We start from the raw sequence: 15,278 nt of genomic DNA on the forward strand, positions 1-15,278 counted from the left end.
AACTTGCGGAAACTGGTCTCGAGCTCCTGCATAACCTCGATGACCTCGCCATCGGCCATTGAGTACATCGGCAATTCGAGCAGGTTCTCCACCGCAGCGCCAAGTGCTTTGGCACTGCTCGCGATGGTGGGTACCTTCCTCGAATCCATGCCTCCATTCTACTCCTTCATAGCGAGCACGAATAGACCAATCACGTTGTGATACAAGCTTATTCAGAATCAGTACCGTTCTGGTCATACGAATTCCCGACAAACGAAAACCACCGAAACCGCCGTTGCTCCACCCTTTCGAGTGAAGCAACGGCCATTCACCGAATTCGACAACGCGGCCGGCCCCGATCCAGCCATCTCCTATCGGCTGAGGACCTCCGCTATGTAATCCTCCCCGTCGAGTTCCTCGAGAAACCTATCGATACAGCCCGACTGCGCCGCCGACGTCGACAGCAGCTTCCGCATCGCGGTCTCGGTGCGATCGAGGACGCTGTGCGCGAGCTCGGACACGAGATCGTGTTCCAACTGCCGCCGGACGGTCGCGACATTCCGCTCCCCTTCGCGACGCACCCGCTCGACCTCGGCGGCCGCCGTTTCACGCAGCACAGACAAGATGCGTTCCGCGTCGTGCCGAGCATCGTGCTCGATGCGAACCACCTCGGCGCGCGCGGCCTCCGCCGCCCGGCCGAAGGCCGCCTCCGCGGCGGCCAATTCCGCAGCGGCTCCGGCACTTTCCTCGAGTTGCGCGGCGATCGCACCCTGCGCGTTCCGCATCATTCTCCGCACCCGCGGCAGCACCCATTTCGACAGGGCGCCGAGGATGATCGCGAACGCGAACAGCTGACTCACGAAAACCGGCCAGTTCCACGTGATGTCGTAGATGCGCTCGTGGTCGTTCATCGACCGCCTCCGATCATGCGGTGGGCCAGGTCGGTCGCCAGCGTGTCGAGATGCTCGTCGAGCCGCGGTCCGATGCGAGCGGCGTCGGCGCGCAGGAGCGCGGTGGCGGTGGCCACGGCGGCGTCGGTCTCGTCCTGCGCCCGCCGGCAGGCGGTGGTCACCAGGGCTCGGCCCTGTTTTCTGGCGTCCTCTCGCCGCGCCGCCGCGGACGTGAGGGCCTCCGATACCGCCGAGCGGTAGTCGTGTTCGGCCGCCGCGAAGGCGTCCCGGGCGCGTTGCCGGTCGGCCGCCGACGTCTCCACGCGCGCCGCGCGCTGTGCCAGCACCTCCCGCACGGGCGGAACCACGAACAGCCGGATGACGGCGAACACCAGCAGGAAGATGATCAGTTCGGCGAAGAAGGTGCCGTTGGGAATCAGAAAGTTCTGTGTCGCAAGGGTTCCTGTCATCGGTCTACTTTCCCGGGGCCGCGAAGGCGAACAGGGCCATGAAGGTGAGGTTGATGAAGTACACGGCGTCCACGAGACTGACCGCCATCAAATAGTTTCCGCGAAGCTTTCCTTCGTGTTCGGGCTGCCGGGAGACGCCGGTGATCAGTGCCGAGCCGGCCATGCCGTTGCCGTACCCGGCGCCGATCGCGCCGCCCACCATCATCAGCCCGCCGCCGATCAGCGCGGCTGCCTGGACGATCGTCTCGTGCGTTACCTCTGCCATGGGGTATTCCTTCCAGTTTCCGGGTTGACCGGGAATGTGCTGCCGCACGGGCAGATTCGAGGACCGGGCCGTCAGTGGTCGTCGCGCTCGAGCGCGGTGGCCTGGCCGAAGTACAGAACGGTGAGGAGGGCGAAGATGAAGGCCTGAATGAGTCCGACGAACAGGTCGAACATCTTCCACGCGGCGTTCGGGCCCCAGCTGATCCACGCCGGGAGCATCGCGATCACCGAGATCATCACGCCACCGGCGAACATGTTGCCGAACAGGCGCAGCGCCAGCGAGAGCGGTTTCGCCACTTCCTCGATGATGTTGATCAGGACCATCGGACCCCAGCCCATGTGGCCCTTCAGGATCTGCTTGACATGCCCGACCGGTCCGCGGCGCGCGACACCCGCCGCTTGATAGCAGACGAAGACGAACAGGGCCAGCGCGTAGGTGAAGTTGACGTCGGCGGCGGGCGGTTTGATCAACTCACCGTCGCCGTATTGGACCGGGAGCACCGAGAGCCAGTTGGAGAGCAGTACGAAGACGAACAGCGTCACCGCCAACGGCAGGACGAACGGCGCGACCCGCAGACCCATCGCGGATTCGACCTGGTTGCGCATCTGGACGGTGACTGTCTCGAAGAACAGCTGCACCCCGTTCGGGACGCCCGAGGTCAGCCTGACCCGCAGGTAGAAGGCCATGGCCAGGACGATCACCGCGGCGATCACCGTCGCGAGGATGGTGTCGACGTGGAAGTCCAGCCCGAACAGCCGAGCGGTTTCGTGATGGCCCACTTCGATCGTGGTCATCGCGCGTGCTCCCGGATCGGGAGGGCGTAGCTCAAGAGGGTGGCTATCTGAAAAGCCAACAGCCCGAAGAAGATTCCGAGTCCATCCGGTCGTGTCAGCACTCCGATGACGAACGCCAGGGCGGTGACCCCGAACAGCCGCAGCCCGGACGCCGCGACGAGTGCGCGCGCACCGGACCGCGCTCCGCCGCCGGCCCACCCGATCGACGCCCGCGCGACGTGGGCGTTGGCCAGGCCCAGCATCATTCCGGCACAGATGAATACACCGAACAGCAGGTGATCGAAGAACCCGGCCGTCGCGAGAACCACTGCCCCGGTTCCCACTCCGACGAGGATCAGCCGGCGTTCCGTGGCATACGACATGAACCCTCCCTCTACCGACAGTGTTGCGGAGCCGAATTCCCCAATCCCGCAACGGCTTCCAACTACTACAATTCGTAGTATACATGGACGCGACGTGGCCCGGTACGAAACCCCTTGCCGCACTGCCACGATCACGCGTCTCGCCGCGACCGGCTCACCACCATCGCGGCGACGCCGATCGCCGCCGCCGCGCTCAGCGCGGTGGCCGGCCATCCGGCCCACTCGACCGCCACCGCGCCGAACGCCGTACCGAGACTGCCGCCCGCGAAGTACACCACCATGTACGCGCTGTTGAAGCGGGCCGGCGCGGCGGGTTCGATCGCCAGCACCGTGCTCTGATTGGCCACCTGGGCGGCGAAGAGCCCCGCGTCGAAAGCGGCCAGGCAGACCAGTGTCACCACCGTGTTCGAGAGGCCGAACCCCGCGAGCCCCGCCGCGACCGCGGCCAGGGCCAAGCCGGCGAGGATCACCCGGCGCGCACCGTCGCGGTCGGTCCGCGCACCCGCGATCCGCGTGGCCACCAGGCCCGACAGTCCCGCGAGGGCGTACAGGCCGATCCGTTCGGCCGAGTAGGAATACGGCGGCTGCGCGAGCGCGACGGCGAGGCCCGCCCACACCGCGCAGAACGCGAAGAACCACAGGAAACCGCCGATGGCGGCGACGCGCAGGGTGGCGTGATGGACGAACAGGCCGGGCAGGGACCGCAGCGTCGCGAGATAGCCGCGCTCGCTGCCGCCGGTCGCGGCGGGCAGCACCGACAGGCATCCGAGGGCGAGCAGACCGCACGCCGCGGCGAAGACGAGCAGCATGCCGCGCCACCCGATCGCGTCCGCGAGCCACCCGCCCACGATCCGGCCGGCGAGGATCCCGACCGAGATTCCCGCGGTCACCACCCCCAGCACCGTCGCCCGCCGCCGCGGCGGCGCCAGTCGCCCCGCGACCGAACTCAGCCCCGCCCCGACCGCCGAGCACGCCCCGGTCACGCCGATCACCACCCCCAGCACGGCGACGGAATGGACGGCCGCGCCGACCGCGAGCGCGGCGGCGAGAATCCCGAACTGCGCGGCCAGGACGCGTCCCGGAGCGAAGCGATCGACAAGCGGCACAAGCAGACCCAGGCCGATCAGGTAGCCGACGGGTCCGCACGCGAGCGCGATGCCGACCGCGGTGATGCGCGTGTCGAGCGAGTCCGCGACGTCCGCGATCGCAGGCTGCATCGGGTAGATGGCCGAGGTGCCGACGGCGGCCGCGACCGACATGAACAGGACAACGGAACCGCGGAGCCGGGCGGGCGCCGCGGCGCTGGTATCGATATGCACCCGGTCGACGGTAGGGACGCACGCAGCCGGGTACCGGCGGTAATACGACGTGACCGTCCCGGCGGAGTGTACGGCGGGTCAGTCGGCGGTGCGCCCCGCCAGAAGCAGTGTGTGACATACCGCTTCGACCGCCGCGCCGGTGGCGGCGTACTGCCGCAGCGACGGCGTGGTGGCGACGTCGTTGATCGTGTTGAGCGCGGCCTGCACCCGGACCCGGGCGCGGGCGTCGGCGGACTCGACCCCGGACTGGCGCAGCAGGCGCATCCAGGTCGCTATGTAGTCGTGCTGGGCGGCGCGGGCGCGGTGGCGATCCTCGTCGGGGAGCTGGTCCACCTCGGAGTTGAGCAGCCGGACCAGGGACGAGTGCTCGAACGCGAACTCACGGTAGCTCGCGACCAGCCGGCGCAGCGCGTCCTCGGGGCCGTGCGCGCGGGCGAGTTCGCGGTCCAGGTCCGCGCGCAGCAGCTCACCACCGCGCGTGATAGCGGCGGACAGGATCTCGGCCTTGCTGCCGAAATGGTTGTAGAGACTCGCGCCCGCGATGCCGATCGCGGCCCCGATGTCGTCCAGGCCGACCGCCGAGAAGCCCTGTGCGGCGAAGAGTTCGGTGGAGGCCGCCAGAATCTCCGCGCGCCGCGACGGCGACCACGAGGACGCCGGGACCGCCGGGATCGGGGCCCCGAACGCGGGGATCTCGGTCGCCGCGGTCTCGCACAGCAGCCCGGCCAGCAGGTCCGGATCTACCTCGACCGCGTGGAACGAGACGCTGGTCGCGACGCCGAGCATCGCCCAGGCCAGGAACTCGGCTTGGGAGGTGTCGAGCTCGGCGCGGTCGCGGCGCACGATGGCGGCGAGGTCCCGGCCGATATCGCGGAGCCTGCCGCGAATCTCCCGCCGTGCTTCCCCGGTGAGGTGCCTGGCCTCGCGATGCCAGAGCACCCCGATCGCCCGCCGCTCGCTCATCACCTCGGCCAGCGGTGCGACCGCGTCGGGGAGCGCGTCCGCGCGCACCCTGGCGAGCACGAGCTGTACGGCGGTGAGTCCCTCCGCCACAACGGCTTCCAGCAGTTCGTGTTTGTTGCGGAAGTGCCGGTAGAGCGCGGCGGGGCTGACCGCGACCGCCTCGGCGATGTCCTTCATCGACACCCGTGAGTACCCGCGGCGGTAGAACAGCTCGGCGGCGGCGGCCAGCACGAGCTCCCGGCGGTTGGCCGGGCGAGTCCCACGCGCCGGACGGGTCACGGTCTGCACCATTCCTCTAGCTCTCGATCGATCGGCTCGTCCCCGACGAGTTCTCGCGGAAGACTATCGCCGCGACCGCCGAGTACGCGCACCAGCGGGTCACGCGCCGCCGGAAGGCACCCGGCCGGTGCGCGGCGGCAGCCGTCAGACGTTGAAACCGCCTCCGCAGACCACGGTTTGGGCGCTGATGTAATCCGACTCCGGAATGCAGAACAGGTACACCGCGCCCGCGGCTTCGGCGGGCGTCCCGCCGCGCCCCAGCGGGATGCCCTTCTCCATCGCCGAGAGCAGGTCCGCGTTCACCCCGACCTTGATCTGCTTGCCCGCCACGTCGATGGTGCCGCCGGAATCGGCCGACGCCTCGGTGAGCCTGGTCTTGATCAGACCGAACGCGACCGTGTTCACGGTGACGTTGTACCGGCCCCACTCCTTGGCCAGGGTCTTGGTGAGCCCGGTGACACCGGCCTTGGCGGCGGCGTAATTCGCCTGTCCCGCATTGCCGCCCAGGCCCGCGATCGAGGAGATGTTCACGACCTTGCGCGCGTGCACCGGCTCTCCCGCCGCCCTGGCCTGCTTCACCAGTCCGGCGATCACCGGCTGGGCCGCGCGCAGAATCCGGAACGGCGCCTTGAGGTGCACGTCGAGGATCGCGTCCCACTGCTCGTCGGTCATCTTCTGGATGACCGAATCCCAGGTGTAGCCGGCGTTGTTGACGATGATGTCGAGCCCGCCGAACTGCTCGACGGCGGTACCGACGAAACGCTCGCCGAAGTCGGCGTCGGTCACGCTGCCCACGCAGGCCACCGCTCTGCCGCCCGCGGCCTCGATGGCGGCGACGGTCTCCCCGGCGGGGTCGGCGTCGAGATCGTTGACCACGACCGCCGCGCCGTCCGAGGCGAGTTTGAGCGCGATCTCACGCCCGATGCCGCGCCCCGAGCCGGAGACGATGGCGATTCTGCCGTCCAGTTTTCCCATGTGCCGCATGTCCTTTCAAGGCGTGGCGACCGCGACGACCGCGGTGCCGATCAGGGTGGTGGTGCCGTCGGCGAGCGTGACGGCGAGGTCGAGGGTGGCCCGGGTCTCGCCGTCGACGGTGTCGACCGCGGTGACCGTTCCGGTCGCGGTCGGGCGGCCCAGCACCGGGGTCTTGGCGGCGAAGCGCACGGCGTACGAGCGAATCGACTCGGGTGCGAAGTACTCGGTCAGCAGTCTGCCCAGGTACGCCATCGAGAGCATGCCGTGGGCGAAGACGTCGTCCAGTCCGGCCGATGCCGCGACGTCGATGTCGAGGTGGATCGGGTTGTGGTCGCCGGAGGCGCCCGCGAACAGCGCCAGCGTGGTACGGGAGATCGGGTCGATCTCGAGCGGTGGCAGAGTCTGTCCGACAACGAGTTTCGCGGTGGTGGTCATGATCCCTCCCGCGGATTCTGCACGACGATCACCGAGGTCAGGTCGGCGACCGCGGTGCCGTCGGCCCGGGTGACGCTCGTCCGTTTGACTATGAATTCGAGGGCGCCGTTCTTCTTGGCGTAGACATCGGCGATGGTGGGGCGCGCGGTGAGCACGTCCCCCGCGTGGGCGAGCGAGTGGTAGGTGAATTCCTGTTCGCCGTGCAGCACCCGGCGCAGGTCGACGCCGGTGTCGGCCAGCCACGCGAACGGATCGGGTTGTTCGAGTTCGATGGCGAACAGGAACGTCGGGGGCACCGGGAGCGTGGCGTGCCCGGCGGCGGCCGCGGCGGCGGAGTCGGTGAATATCGGGTTCGTCTCGCCGATCGCCTTGGCGAAGAAGCGAAGTCGGCCCTCGTCCACGGTGAGCACGGTCGCGGGTAGTTCGGCGCCGATGAGCGCGGGGTCGACGGGCACGGTCAGCTCACCTTCTCGTACAGCGTGACCACGGCCGCGCCACCGAGGCCGATGTTGTGCTGCAGCGCCAGCTTCGCGCCCTCGACCTGGCGGTCCCCCGCCTGTCCGCGCAGCTGCCAGACGAGTTCGGCGCACTGCGCGAGCCCGGTCGCGCCGAGCGGATGTCCTTTGGACAGCAGGCCGCCCGACGGATTGGTGACCACGCGCCCGCCATAGGTGTTGTCGCCGTCGGCGATGAACTTCTCCGCGGTGCCCTCGGGGGTGAGGCCGAGGGCCTCGTAGGTCAGCAGTTCGTTGGTGGTGAAGCAGTCGTGCAGTTCGACGACCGGGATGTCGCGGGGATCGACCCCGGCCTGCTCGTAGACCCGGGCCGCGGCGGCGCGGCTCATCTCCGAGCCGACGATCGTCAGCATGGAATTTCCGGCGAAGGTCGCGGCGCCGTCGGTGGTCATGGCCTGGGCCTTGATCGCCACGTCCGAGCGCAGCCCGTGCCGGCGGGCGTAGTCGGCACTCACCAGCACCGCGGCCGCCGCGCCGCCGGTGGGCGGGCAGCACTGCAGCCTGGTCAGCGGGCCGTAGATCCGCGGCGAGGCGAGCACCTCCTCGACCGTGACCGGGTCGCGGAACACCGCGTACGGGTTGTTCGCCGCGTGCTTGCGCGCCTTGACCGCGATCTGCGCGAAGACCGCCGGATCCATGCCGTACTTCTCGCAGTACTCCCGGCCCGCGCCGCCGAAATACCGTGCGGCGAAAGGCTCGTCGCCGCTGCCCTGGATGCCCTCGACGACCCGGTCGAAGCTGTCGAACGGGGTCGGCCGGTCGGTGTAGCCGGCGGCGAGCGCGCCGGCCCGCATCTGCTCGAACCCGACCGCGAGCACCACCTCCGCGATCCCGTGCTCGATGGCCTGGCGGGCCAGGAACAACGCCGAGGATCCGGTGGAGCAGTTGTTGTTGACGTTCACGACCGGGATGCCGGTGGTGCCGACCCGGTACAGCGCGGCCTGGCCCGCGGTCGAATCGCCGTACACGTAGCCCGCGTACGCCTGCTGCACGGCCTCGTAGGCGATCCCGGCATCCGCGAGCGCGGCGCGGACGGCCTGTTCGCCCATCAGGTCGTAGGTCTGACTGTTGCGCGGTGTCGTGAACGGGATCATCCCCACACCGGCGACGACGGTGGTGGCCATAGAGGCCCTCCTAAACTGTTCGCGATTTACTTATCGGACGGTACGGGAAGTGGGCGCTACAAAAAAGGCTTCCCCGAAGGGCGGAATGCTGCTTATCCTGGTTCACTTACTCGGAGAGGCAGGCGAACGCGGCGGCGGATCTTCCGTGAGCCGAGCGCTCGAACGGGCCGGGGCCGGAAACGAAGGAGGTGGGCGGCTCACACCGCACGGAAGCGATGGGGCACGGCCGAATCCGCGGCTGTCACCGGACCCGAATGCGGATCACGGCGACACCGCGTGAATGAGAACACCGGAACCCGAACGGGTTCCGTGACGACTACCGAGCGAAGGGTCCGCGCCGGAACACGCGACGGAGCCGTTCGCGCAGCCCGGTAACGGGTTGCGGTGCGGGAGCGTCGATTTCGGCCACTTCCCCGGCCGCCTCGGCCTGCGCGAAGCGCGCGTGCAACTGGTCACGAACCTGGTCCGGGGTATAGGCGCGGCGCCGCCGTTCGGCGCGCACCACGACCACGCCGGTGGCGACCACACCGGCCGCGCCCGCCAATCCCACTGCCTTCCACCACCTCATACCGCATAGGCTACGGGTATGAGCGACACCGGCATCGGACTGGACCGAGCACTCGAGCTCACCAGAACCGGCGACATCTGGCTCTTTCGCGGTCATTCGGCCGCCGACCGGGCGATTCGCATGACCACCAACAGCCCCGTCAACCACGTCGGCATGTCCGTGGTGATCGACGATCTGCCCGCGCTGATTTGGCACGCCGAGCTCGGCCGCTCCCTGCCCGACATGTGGTCCGGCACCACCCACCGCGGGGTCCAGCTGCACAATCTGCGCGACGCGGTCATGGTCTGGGCCGAGCGCTACGAACAGCGCGCCTGGTTCCGCCAGCTCGATCGCCCGGTAACCCCCGACATGGAAGCGAACCTGCTGCGCACGATCGCCCGCCTGGACGGCACCCCGTTCCCGTCCACCGCCGCCCTGGCGGGCCGCTGGTTCCGCGGCCGCGGCGCGCGCCTGCCCCGCCGCAAATCCGAGCGCACCACCACCGGCGAGCTCGAGAGCGCCTACTGCGCCGAGGTGGTCGCGGTGACCTACCAGGAGATGGGCCTGCTGCCCAAGGACCGCAAAGCCAATTGGTATGACCCGGGCCGCTTCTGGAGCGGCGACGGCCTCGAGCTGTCCGGCGGGTATTCCCTCGGCGGCGAGATCGCGATCGAGACCAAGGACTAGCCGCACTCGGAATCGGCGCGCCCGCGTGCTACACCGGCTCGAATAGCCGGACATTCGCTAACGTTCCCGATCGTGGCCGACACTGCTTCCGAACGACGCCGAATGCCGTACGTGATCGCCGCTGTCGGCGTCGTCTGTGCGATTGCCATCGGTGCACTCGCCTACGCGAACGAGCGCGGAACCCGCGAGGTCGCCTCGGAGATCGGGGCCGCGGAGGTCGGCGACGGCGTGCACCTCGAGTTCGGGGCGCAGCGCATCGAGGCGCAACGACGGGAAGTCGTGACGCAACTGCGCGTGGTGCCCTGGGGCGCACTGGCTTCGGACAGCGACCAGACCATCCCCGCCAAGGAGATCGTGGTGGAGTTGCCGCTGGCGAGCACCACACGGCTGACCATGCCCGCGGGCGACCGGATCACCGGCAAGGAGGTGCGGCTGCCGCTCTCGGACGGGGTGATCTCGGATTATCCGTTCGATCGGTACACCGTGGAACTGCTCGCCGAGGTGACGGTGGACGGCGCGGACATCCCGATGTCGTTGTCCTACACCGACTACGACCCCTTCTATCTCAGCCGTATCGGCGAGGAGCAGGTGGATCCCGGGGCGGCCTACGCGACCGTCACCGTCAAGCGCTCGCGCGGCACGTTCATCCTGGCGTGGTTCCAGCTGGTGGTCATGTGGCTGCTGTCGCTCTCGGTGCTGGCCGGGGCGCTGTACATCGTGCGCCATCGCCTCGGGCTGCCGTGGCCGGCGCTGGGCTGGATGGCCGCGACCCTGTTCGCCCTGGTGGGGTTCCGCAACGCCGCGCCAGGCACGCCGCCGGTGGGCTCGCTCATCGACTACTGCGCGTTCTTCTGGGCCGAGGCGATCGTCGCGCTCTCCATCGCGCTGGTGACCTGGAAGGGCGTTCGGGTCACGACCTGATCGTGCCCGAACACCCCCGAGGTCAGCGGGACGACGGAATCCCTTCGCTCCCACTGAATCCGGACTCGACCGAGTCCACCAGGCCCAAGGTCGAGAGGGGGCGCGGGGTGAAGATGTTCGTCAGGTAGGACAGGGTGACGGCCCAGCGGTTCACGCCCCGGGACACCGCGAGGGTGTGGTAGGCGCGGGTGACGAATTTGGCGGGGAGGCCGGACAGGCGGACACCGAGGGGATTCGCCACGGCGAAGCGCGGGCCCAGATCAACCACCAGGCCCAGGTCGCGGTGTTTGTAGCGGGTGCTGGTGCCGACGCCCAGGCTGGCGGCGACGTTGCGGGCCAGGACGGCGCCCTGGCGGGTGGCGTGCTGGGCGGTGGGCGGGGTGATCTTGCCGGGGACCGTCAGATCGGGGACCGCCGCGGCGTCACCGCCGGCGAAGACGCCCGGATGGCCGGGTACCCGCAGGGAGGGATCCACGATCAGGCGGCCGCGTTCCATCGGCAGGTTCAGGCCGGACAGGATCGGGGCGCCGGTCACCCCGGTCACCCACGCGACCGTGCGGGTGGGCACGACGGTGTCGTCGGTGAGCACGACGTGCTCGTCGGTCACCTCGCGCAGCGTGGTCTCCAGCCGGATGTCGATGCCGCGCTCGCGCAGCACGCTCAAGGCCTTGTCCCCCAGGCGTTCTCCGACCTCGGGCATGACCCGGTCCGCGGTGTCCAGCAGTAGGAACCGGATGTCCGAGGGGTCGTGGCCGCGACGGGCGCTGTACGCGTCGGCGAGCGCGCGCAGTTGGGCGACGAGTTCGGTTCCGGCATACGACGCACCCACGACCACGACGGTGCGACGTGCCCGGCACACCTCGGGATCGTCGTCGTGGTCGGCCAATTCGAGCTGACGCAGGAAATGCTCGCGCAGGTACACCGCCTCGGCGATCGTCTTCAACCCGCGCGCGTGCTCGGCCAGACCGGGCACGTCGAACAGGCGCGTGACCGATCCGGGGGTCAATACCAGCCTGTCCCAGGACAATTCGAGGGGCGCGTCGTCACCCCGGTGCACGGTCAGGGTTTTCGCGTCCGGATCGATCGCGTCGACGGTGCCGATCACCAGCTGAACCCGCGGCAGGGTGTCGACCAGGGAGATCGCGACGAACCTCGGATCGATCAGGCCACCCGCCACATCGGGCAGCAGCGGGGTGTACAGGTGATAATCGGTCGGGGACACCAGCACGATCTCCACGTCGCGTCCGGACCGCCCCAGTAGCCGGGACAGTTTCCGGGCGCAGGTGTACCCGGCGAATCCACTCCCGACGATCACCACGCGCTGCGGTCCCGCACTGTTCTCCATGCTCACCCGATCCACCTCGCTCGTCTCGTTTCCTCCGCTTTTCCCCGGCCGCCCGCCTCGAAACCCGGCCCGCGGGGTGACCCTGCTCGCGCCCGTAATCACCGGGGAACCGCCGCGCACCGTTTGCCCCGCCGAGATCGGGGCACACGCCCTCTGAAACCGAACACCGAGGAGCGCCCGCCGATGACCCAGACGACCGTCCCCGAAGCCGCCGCACCGCTGCCCGCCGAGCCCGCCGCCCCGCCGACCCTGCTGGACGGCGTGAACTGGCCCGGCTTCGCGCTGCTGCTGGCCGGGGTGCTGACGCTGGCCTGGACCCTGGCCGGTTCCGGCGGCTGGCCGGTCATGCGGTCCGCGGTGATCGCCGCGACGTTCTCGGCCGGTATCGCCTGGATCGCGGTCGAGCACCACCGCTTCCGGAACAGACGACGGTAAAGGAGCATCAGATGACCGGATCACTCGACGGCAAGCGCGTACTCGTCATCACCTCCAATACGGGGGTCGAACACGACGAGCTGGCGGTGCCCAGGGATCAGCTGCGCGCCGCCGGAGCCGCGGTGACGCACGCGGCGATCGAGCACGAACCGGTCCGGACCTTCCGGCACGACCTCGACCCCGCCGAGCGGGTGCACCCCGATCTCGCGATCGAGGCGGTCGATCCCGCCGAGTACGACGCCCTGGTGATTCCCGGCGGCACCGTCAACGCCGACAAGCTCCGGGTACACGACCCCGCTCGTGCGCTGGTGCAGTCGTTCGTGGAATCCGGGACGCCGATCGCGGCGATCTGCCACGGGCCGTGGCTGCTGGTGGACTCGTACGTCCTGCCGGACAAGACCCTCACCTCGTATCCGTCCCTGCGCACCGACATCGTCAACGCGCACGGCAACTGGGTCGACGAACCGGCGGTCACCTGCACGCACAAGGACTGGCCGCTGATCACCTCGCGCCGGCCCGACGACCTGCCGGATTTCGTCGCCGCCATCACCGAGCTGCTGACGCGGGCCTGACCTCAGGCGGGCAGGTGTTCCTGTATCCAGACGCTGAAGTGCCCGACCCTGGTGTAGGCGGCGTGGCCGCTCAGGTCGAAACCACACGGGAGCCCGTTCGAGGTGATGCCGATGACGACGGGGCGGGGCGCACCGGGCGGGGTGTAGAGCATCGGCCCGCCGCTGTCGCCGACGCAGGGCCGTGCCGCGCCCGCGCCGGAGATGCAGACGAGGTCCCCGAGCAGGCCCAGGGCGGCTGCGGGAACCAGGCAGTGGGAGCGCGAAATGATGCGCGCCGTGCCCACTTGCAGTGTGGGACTTTGTGATCCGTTGGGTTCGGTGGCGCCCCACCCGGCGATGACCGCGGTGGTGCCCGAGTCCGGGTCCTGGCCCTGCGGGGGCAGGTCGACCGGCTGTGCCGTGGGGCCGAAGGTGATGGGCTCGGCCAGGATGAGGACGGCGAGATCACCGAGACCGAGCATCGGGTTGAAGTTCTCGTACACCGCCGCGTCCGCCACCGGGACCGGGGTCCCAGTGCCGGTGTCGATCGATCCGTACAGGATGCCGAGGTTCGTCGGCCGCTCGATACCGATCAGGCAGTGCGCCGCGGTGAGCACCGCGCGGGGAGCGAGGATCGTGCCGTTGCAGGGGCTGAGCCCGCCGGTGATCTCGACGACGGAGTGAATTTCCCCGGCGACGGCGGGGCGACCTCCCGCGATCGCCGCGGCGGGCGTACAGGGCGCCAGCGCGATCGCCGCCGCGGCGACGGCACCCGCACCGCACAGTAGTCGATGGTGCCCGGACAACGTGGGAAGCGGCATGGGCTGCTCCTGCGGGTGCGATGCAACAGGGACTCTGGAGGTTTTCGCCAACGGGTGTGCCGACTGTTGCGCGGCGTCCGATGAAACTTTTCGGACCGAAGGACGCCGCCTGAAGAATTCTATATGTGACCGAGCACACAGTGCCGGAAAAACGCCCGGCGTGCCTCGAATTCCGCGCGGGAATGGCGCTGACATGGGGATACTCGGCCATCTGTCAGTATGGAGGGGATGAAATCTCCCGCACGCCCTCCGGCCACCGACGTCGACGCCGACGGTTCGGGCGCGGTACGGATCGACGAACTCCGCGAACTGCACGGCCAGTTCGTCGACTTCATGCTCGACTACAAATTCGCGATCGACGAGATCACGACGAAGTTCAATATCCTGCGCGAGGATCTGCACAATTCCAACGAGTACAACCCGATCGAGCACATCAACTCGCGATTGAAGTCGCCCGAGAGCGTGCTGGAGAAGGTGCAGCGCAAGAAGTACCCGATGAATCTGGCGAGCATCCGGGAGAACGTGCTGGACATCGCCGGTGTCCGGGTGGTGTGCAGCTTCATCTCCGATATCGCCGCGGTGCGGGACATGATCGCCGGTCAGGAGGACGTGACGGTCCTGGACGAGCGCGACTACATCACCCATCGCAAACCCAACGGCTACCAGAGCCTGCACCTGATCGTCTCGATACCGGTGTTCCGCGTCGATCGCACGGTCCGCGTTCCCGTCGAGATCCAGATTCGCACCATCGCCATGGACTTCTGGGCCAGCCTGGAACACAAGATCTACTACAAATATCGCGGCCAGGTCCCCCCGAATCTGCTGAGTGAACTGACCCAGGCCGCCGAAGCCGCCAACCGGCTCGACGAGAAAATGGAGTCCCTGCACCGTCTCGTCGACCACAATGGCAGCCGCGAGCCCGTCCGGGATCGGGCCGGCGGGGTCGATTTCAGCGCGCTCTACGAAAATCTGCTCGCCGAAAGCTGAATCCGCGGAACCGCTGTCGCGCACGGAAATCCATTCGACGACCGTGGCAGGATGGGCGCCATGAGCGCCCGATTCTTGAATATCGATGTGGAAGTACGAGATACGGCCGATCTGACGGAGCTGCGCACCGCATTCGGCGACGCCATCTCGGTGCTGCACGAGGGCAGCGACCCGGACGGATCGTTCGTCTTCACCTTCGAGGCCGGCACGGACCATTCCGATGACCCGGCCGCCGTCGCGGCGGCCCTCTGCGCCCTGATCGAGGCGCTGCCGGACCCCGCTCGCACGCGCTGGCACGCCGTGGCCGACCGCGTCTTCGACCTCGGCTACGAAGCCGAGCTGACCGGGCCGGTCACCTCCCCCGTCTTCCCCGCGCCGCTGCTGCGCCGCCTGGCCGACCTGGACGTCCGGCTCGCCGTGTCGATCTACGCGCCCCAGCTGCGGCCCGCGGACACACCCGATCTCCTGGCTCCCGCGACCGATCACTGAGCGCCGGTGCGGGTTTCCGGCAACCGGGCCCGCAAACGCACGGAGCGGACCGGGGTCGCCGGTCCGCTCGGGTATCGGGCCGGACCGGGTGGGTCGGGCCGATCACTGTGCCGTCGTGCGTCTTT

Annotated in this window: 20 protein-coding genes; 6 read left to right on the top strand and 14 right to left on the bottom strand. The window is 68.8% G+C overall.

The window, feature by feature from the left end; translation table 11 throughout:
* Positions 1 to 350: 350 nt before the first annotated feature.
* From ACWDOP_RS37815 to ACWDOP_RS37870, 12 genes are all read right to left on the bottom strand, one after another.
* On the bottom strand, positions 351 to 890 hold the full coding sequence (locus ACWDOP_RS37815; RefSeq protein ID WP_456348914.1) for a F0F1 ATP synthase subunit B family protein: 540 nt from the start codon (positions 888 to 890) through the stop codon (positions 351 to 353).
* Positions 887 to 1,339 (bottom strand): F0F1 ATP synthase subunit B family protein, encoded by a 453-nt coding sequence (locus tag ACWDOP_RS37820; protein ID WP_456348915.1) that lies wholly within the window; start codon positions 1,337 to 1,339, stop codon positions 887 to 889. Before ACWDOP_RS37820 ends, ACWDOP_RS37815 begins: the two co-directional genes overlap by 4 nt.
* A 4-nt stretch (positions 1,340 to 1,343) precedes the next feature.
* The gene (gene atpE, locus ACWDOP_RS37825; RefSeq protein ID WP_454202151.1) at positions 1,344 to 1,604 is read right to left on the bottom strand and encodes an ATP synthase F0 subunit C; all 261 of its coding nucleotides are present in this window, start codon (positions 1,602 to 1,604) and stop codon (positions 1,344 to 1,346) included.
* Between the two features lie 71 nt (positions 1,605 to 1,675).
* Positions 1,676 to 2,398: a F0F1 ATP synthase subunit A gene (gene atpB, locus ACWDOP_RS37830; RefSeq protein ID WP_456348916.1), complete on the bottom strand. Its 723-nt coding sequence runs from the start codon at positions 2,396 to 2,398 to the stop codon at positions 1,676 to 1,678.
* A complete protein-coding gene (locus ACWDOP_RS37835) occupies positions 2,395 to 2,760 on the bottom strand; it encodes a hypothetical protein (protein ID WP_456348917.1) in 366 nt (121 codons plus the stop codon). Before ACWDOP_RS37835 ends, atpB begins: the two co-directional genes overlap by 4 nt.
* Positions 2,761 to 2,891: 131 nt before the next feature.
* Positions 2,892 to 4,079: an MFS transporter gene (locus ACWDOP_RS37840; RefSeq protein WP_456348918.1), complete on the bottom strand. Its 1,188-nt coding sequence runs from the start codon at positions 4,077 to 4,079 to the stop codon at positions 2,892 to 2,894.
* A gap of 78 nt (positions 4,080 to 4,157) precedes the next feature.
* Complete coding sequence (locus tag ACWDOP_RS37845) at positions 4,158 to 5,321, bottom strand: TetR/AcrR family transcriptional regulator (protein ID WP_456348919.1); 1,164 nt, start codon at positions 5,319 to 5,321, stop codon at positions 4,158 to 4,160.
* A gap of 144 nt (positions 5,322 to 5,465) precedes the next feature.
* Positions 5,466 to 6,296: an SDR family NAD(P)-dependent oxidoreductase gene (locus ACWDOP_RS37850; protein WP_456348920.1), complete on the bottom strand. Its 831-nt coding sequence runs from the start codon at positions 6,294 to 6,296 to the stop codon at positions 5,466 to 5,468.
* 15 nt (positions 6,297 to 6,311) lie between these two features.
* Positions 6,312 to 6,731, bottom strand: coding sequence for a MaoC/PaaZ C-terminal domain-containing protein (locus ACWDOP_RS37855; RefSeq protein ID WP_456348921.1), 420 nt, complete (start codon positions 6,729 to 6,731; stop codon positions 6,312 to 6,314).
* A complete protein-coding gene (locus ACWDOP_RS37860; protein WP_456348922.1) occupies positions 6,728 to 7,186 on the bottom strand; it encodes a MaoC family dehydratase N-terminal domain-containing protein in 459 nt (152 codons plus the stop codon). Before ACWDOP_RS37860 ends, ACWDOP_RS37855 begins: the two co-directional genes overlap by 4 nt.
* A 2-nt stretch (positions 7,187 to 7,188) precedes the next feature.
* Positions 7,189 to 8,370, bottom strand: coding sequence for a lipid-transfer protein (locus ACWDOP_RS37865; RefSeq protein WP_456348923.1), 1,182 nt, complete (start codon positions 8,368 to 8,370; stop codon positions 7,189 to 7,191).
* Positions 8,371 to 8,686: 316 nt separating this feature from the next.
* Positions 8,687 to 8,938 (bottom strand): hypothetical protein, encoded by a 252-nt coding sequence (locus tag ACWDOP_RS37870; RefSeq protein WP_456348924.1) that lies wholly within the window; start codon positions 8,936 to 8,938, stop codon positions 8,687 to 8,689.
* A gap of 18 nt (positions 8,939 to 8,956) precedes the next feature.
* Here ACWDOP_RS37870 and ACWDOP_RS37875 point away from each other — a divergent pair, with 18 nt between their 5' ends.
* Together ACWDOP_RS37875 and ACWDOP_RS37880 are read left to right on the top strand one after the other, a co-directional pair.
* Positions 8,957 to 9,604, top strand: coding sequence for a hypothetical protein (locus tag ACWDOP_RS37875; RefSeq protein WP_456348925.1), 648 nt, complete (start codon positions 8,957 to 8,959; stop codon positions 9,602 to 9,604).
* 72 nt (positions 9,605 to 9,676) lie between these two features.
* Positions 9,677 to 10,525 (top strand): DUF4436 family protein, encoded by an 849-nt coding sequence (locus ACWDOP_RS37880; RefSeq protein WP_456348926.1) that lies wholly within the window; start codon positions 9,677 to 9,679, stop codon positions 10,523 to 10,525.
* 22 nt (positions 10,526 to 10,547) lie between these two features.
* Here ACWDOP_RS37880 and ACWDOP_RS37885 read toward each other — a convergent pair whose 3' ends face one another.
* Complete coding sequence (locus ACWDOP_RS37885; protein WP_456348933.1) at positions 10,548 to 11,870, bottom strand: NAD(P)/FAD-dependent oxidoreductase; 1,323 nt, start codon at positions 11,868 to 11,870, stop codon at positions 10,548 to 10,550.
* A 183-nt stretch (positions 11,871 to 12,053) separates the two neighbouring features.
* Between ACWDOP_RS37885 and ACWDOP_RS37890 the strand changes: the two genes are divergently transcribed.
* Together ACWDOP_RS37890 and ACWDOP_RS37895 are read left to right on the top strand one after the other, a co-directional pair.
* Complete coding sequence (locus ACWDOP_RS37890) at positions 12,054 to 12,305, top strand: hypothetical protein (protein WP_456348927.1); 252 nt, start codon at positions 12,054 to 12,056, stop codon at positions 12,303 to 12,305.
* 11 nt (positions 12,306 to 12,316) lie between these two features.
* Entirely contained in the window at positions 12,317 to 12,877 is a 561-nt protein-coding gene (locus tag ACWDOP_RS37895; RefSeq protein ID WP_456348928.1) for a DJ-1/PfpI/YhbO family deglycase/protease, read from the top strand.
* Between the two features lie 2 nt (positions 12,878 to 12,879).
* Here ACWDOP_RS37895 and ACWDOP_RS37900 read toward each other — a convergent pair whose 3' ends face one another.
* Entirely contained in the window at positions 12,880 to 13,677 is a 798-nt protein-coding gene (locus ACWDOP_RS37900) for a serine protease (protein WP_456348929.1), read from the bottom strand.
* 228 nt (positions 13,678 to 13,905) lie between these two features.
* Between ACWDOP_RS37900 and ACWDOP_RS37905 the strand changes: the two genes are divergently transcribed.
* The gene (locus ACWDOP_RS37905) at positions 13,906 to 14,664 is read left to right on the top strand and encodes a GTP pyrophosphokinase (protein ID WP_456348930.1); all 759 of its coding nucleotides are present in this window, start codon (positions 13,906 to 13,908) and stop codon (positions 14,662 to 14,664) included.
* A 60-nt stretch (positions 14,665 to 14,724) separates the two neighbouring features.
* Positions 14,725 to 15,153 (top strand): hypothetical protein, encoded by a 429-nt coding sequence (locus tag ACWDOP_RS37910; protein WP_456348931.1) that lies wholly within the window; start codon positions 14,725 to 14,727, stop codon positions 15,151 to 15,153.
* The last annotated feature ends 125 nt before the right edge of the window (positions 15,154 to 15,278 follow it).

It is taken from the genome of Nocardia sp. NPDC003693 (genome assembly GCF_053981095.1).

What these genes read in the sequence shown, in the direction of transcription:
- ACWDOP_RS37905 (WP_456348930.1), top strand. Translation starts at nt 13,906, where the DNA reads ATGAAATCTCCCGCACGCCCTCCGGCCACCGACGTCGACGCCGACGGT.
- ACWDOP_RS37910 (WP_456348931.1), top strand. Translation starts at nt 14,725, where the DNA reads ATGAGCGCCCGATTCTTGAATATCGATGTGGAAGTACGAGATACGGCC.
- ACWDOP_RS37835 (WP_456348917.1), bottom strand. Translation starts at nt 2,760, where the DNA reads ATGTCGTATGCCACGGAACGCCGGCTGATCCTCGTCGGAGTGGGAACC.
- atpE (WP_454202151.1), bottom strand. Translation starts at nt 1,604, where the DNA reads ATGGCAGAGGTAACGCACGAGACGATCGTCCAGGCAGCCGCGCTGATC.
- ACWDOP_RS37815 (WP_456348914.1), bottom strand. Translation starts at nt 890, where the DNA reads ATGAACGACCACGAGCGCATCTACGACATCACGTGGAACTGGCCGGTT.
- ACWDOP_RS37870 (WP_456348924.1), bottom strand. Translation starts at nt 8,938, where the DNA reads ATGAGGTGGTGGAAGGCAGTGGGATTGGCGGGCGCGGCCGGTGTGGTC.
- ACWDOP_RS37890 (WP_456348927.1), top strand. Translation starts at nt 12,054, where the DNA reads ATGACCCAGACGACCGTCCCCGAAGCCGCCGCACCGCTGCCCGCCGAG.
- ACWDOP_RS37885 (WP_456348933.1), bottom strand. Translation starts at nt 11,870, where the DNA reads ATGGAGAACAGTGCGGGACCGCAGCGCGTGGTGATCGTCGGGAGTGGA.
- ACWDOP_RS37850 (WP_456348920.1), bottom strand. Translation starts at nt 6,296, where the DNA reads ATGGGAAAACTGGACGGCAGAATCGCCATCGTCTCCGGCTCGGGGCGC.
- ACWDOP_RS37875 (WP_456348925.1), top strand. Translation starts at nt 8,957, where the DNA reads ATGAGCGACACCGGCATCGGACTGGACCGAGCACTCGAGCTCACCAGA.
- ACWDOP_RS37865 (WP_456348923.1), bottom strand. Translation starts at nt 8,370, where the DNA reads ATGGCCACCACCGTCGTCGCCGGTGTGGGGATGATCCCGTTCACGACA.
- ACWDOP_RS37895 (WP_456348928.1), top strand. Translation starts at nt 12,317, where the DNA reads ATGACCGGATCACTCGACGGCAAGCGCGTACTCGTCATCACCTCCAAT.
- atpB (WP_456348916.1), bottom strand. Translation starts at nt 2,398, where the DNA reads ATGACCACGATCGAAGTGGGCCATCACGAAACCGCTCGGCTGTTCGGG.
- ACWDOP_RS37900 (WP_456348929.1), bottom strand. Translation starts at nt 13,677, where the DNA reads ATGCCGCTTCCCACGTTGTCCGGGCACCATCGACTACTGTGCGGTGCG.
- ACWDOP_RS37820 (WP_456348915.1), bottom strand. Translation starts at nt 1,339, where the DNA reads ATGACAGGAACCCTTGCGACACAGAACTTTCTGATTCCCAACGGCACC.
- ACWDOP_RS37855 (WP_456348921.1), bottom strand. Translation starts at nt 6,731, where the DNA reads ATGACCACCACCGCGAAACTCGTTGTCGGACAGACTCTGCCACCGCTC.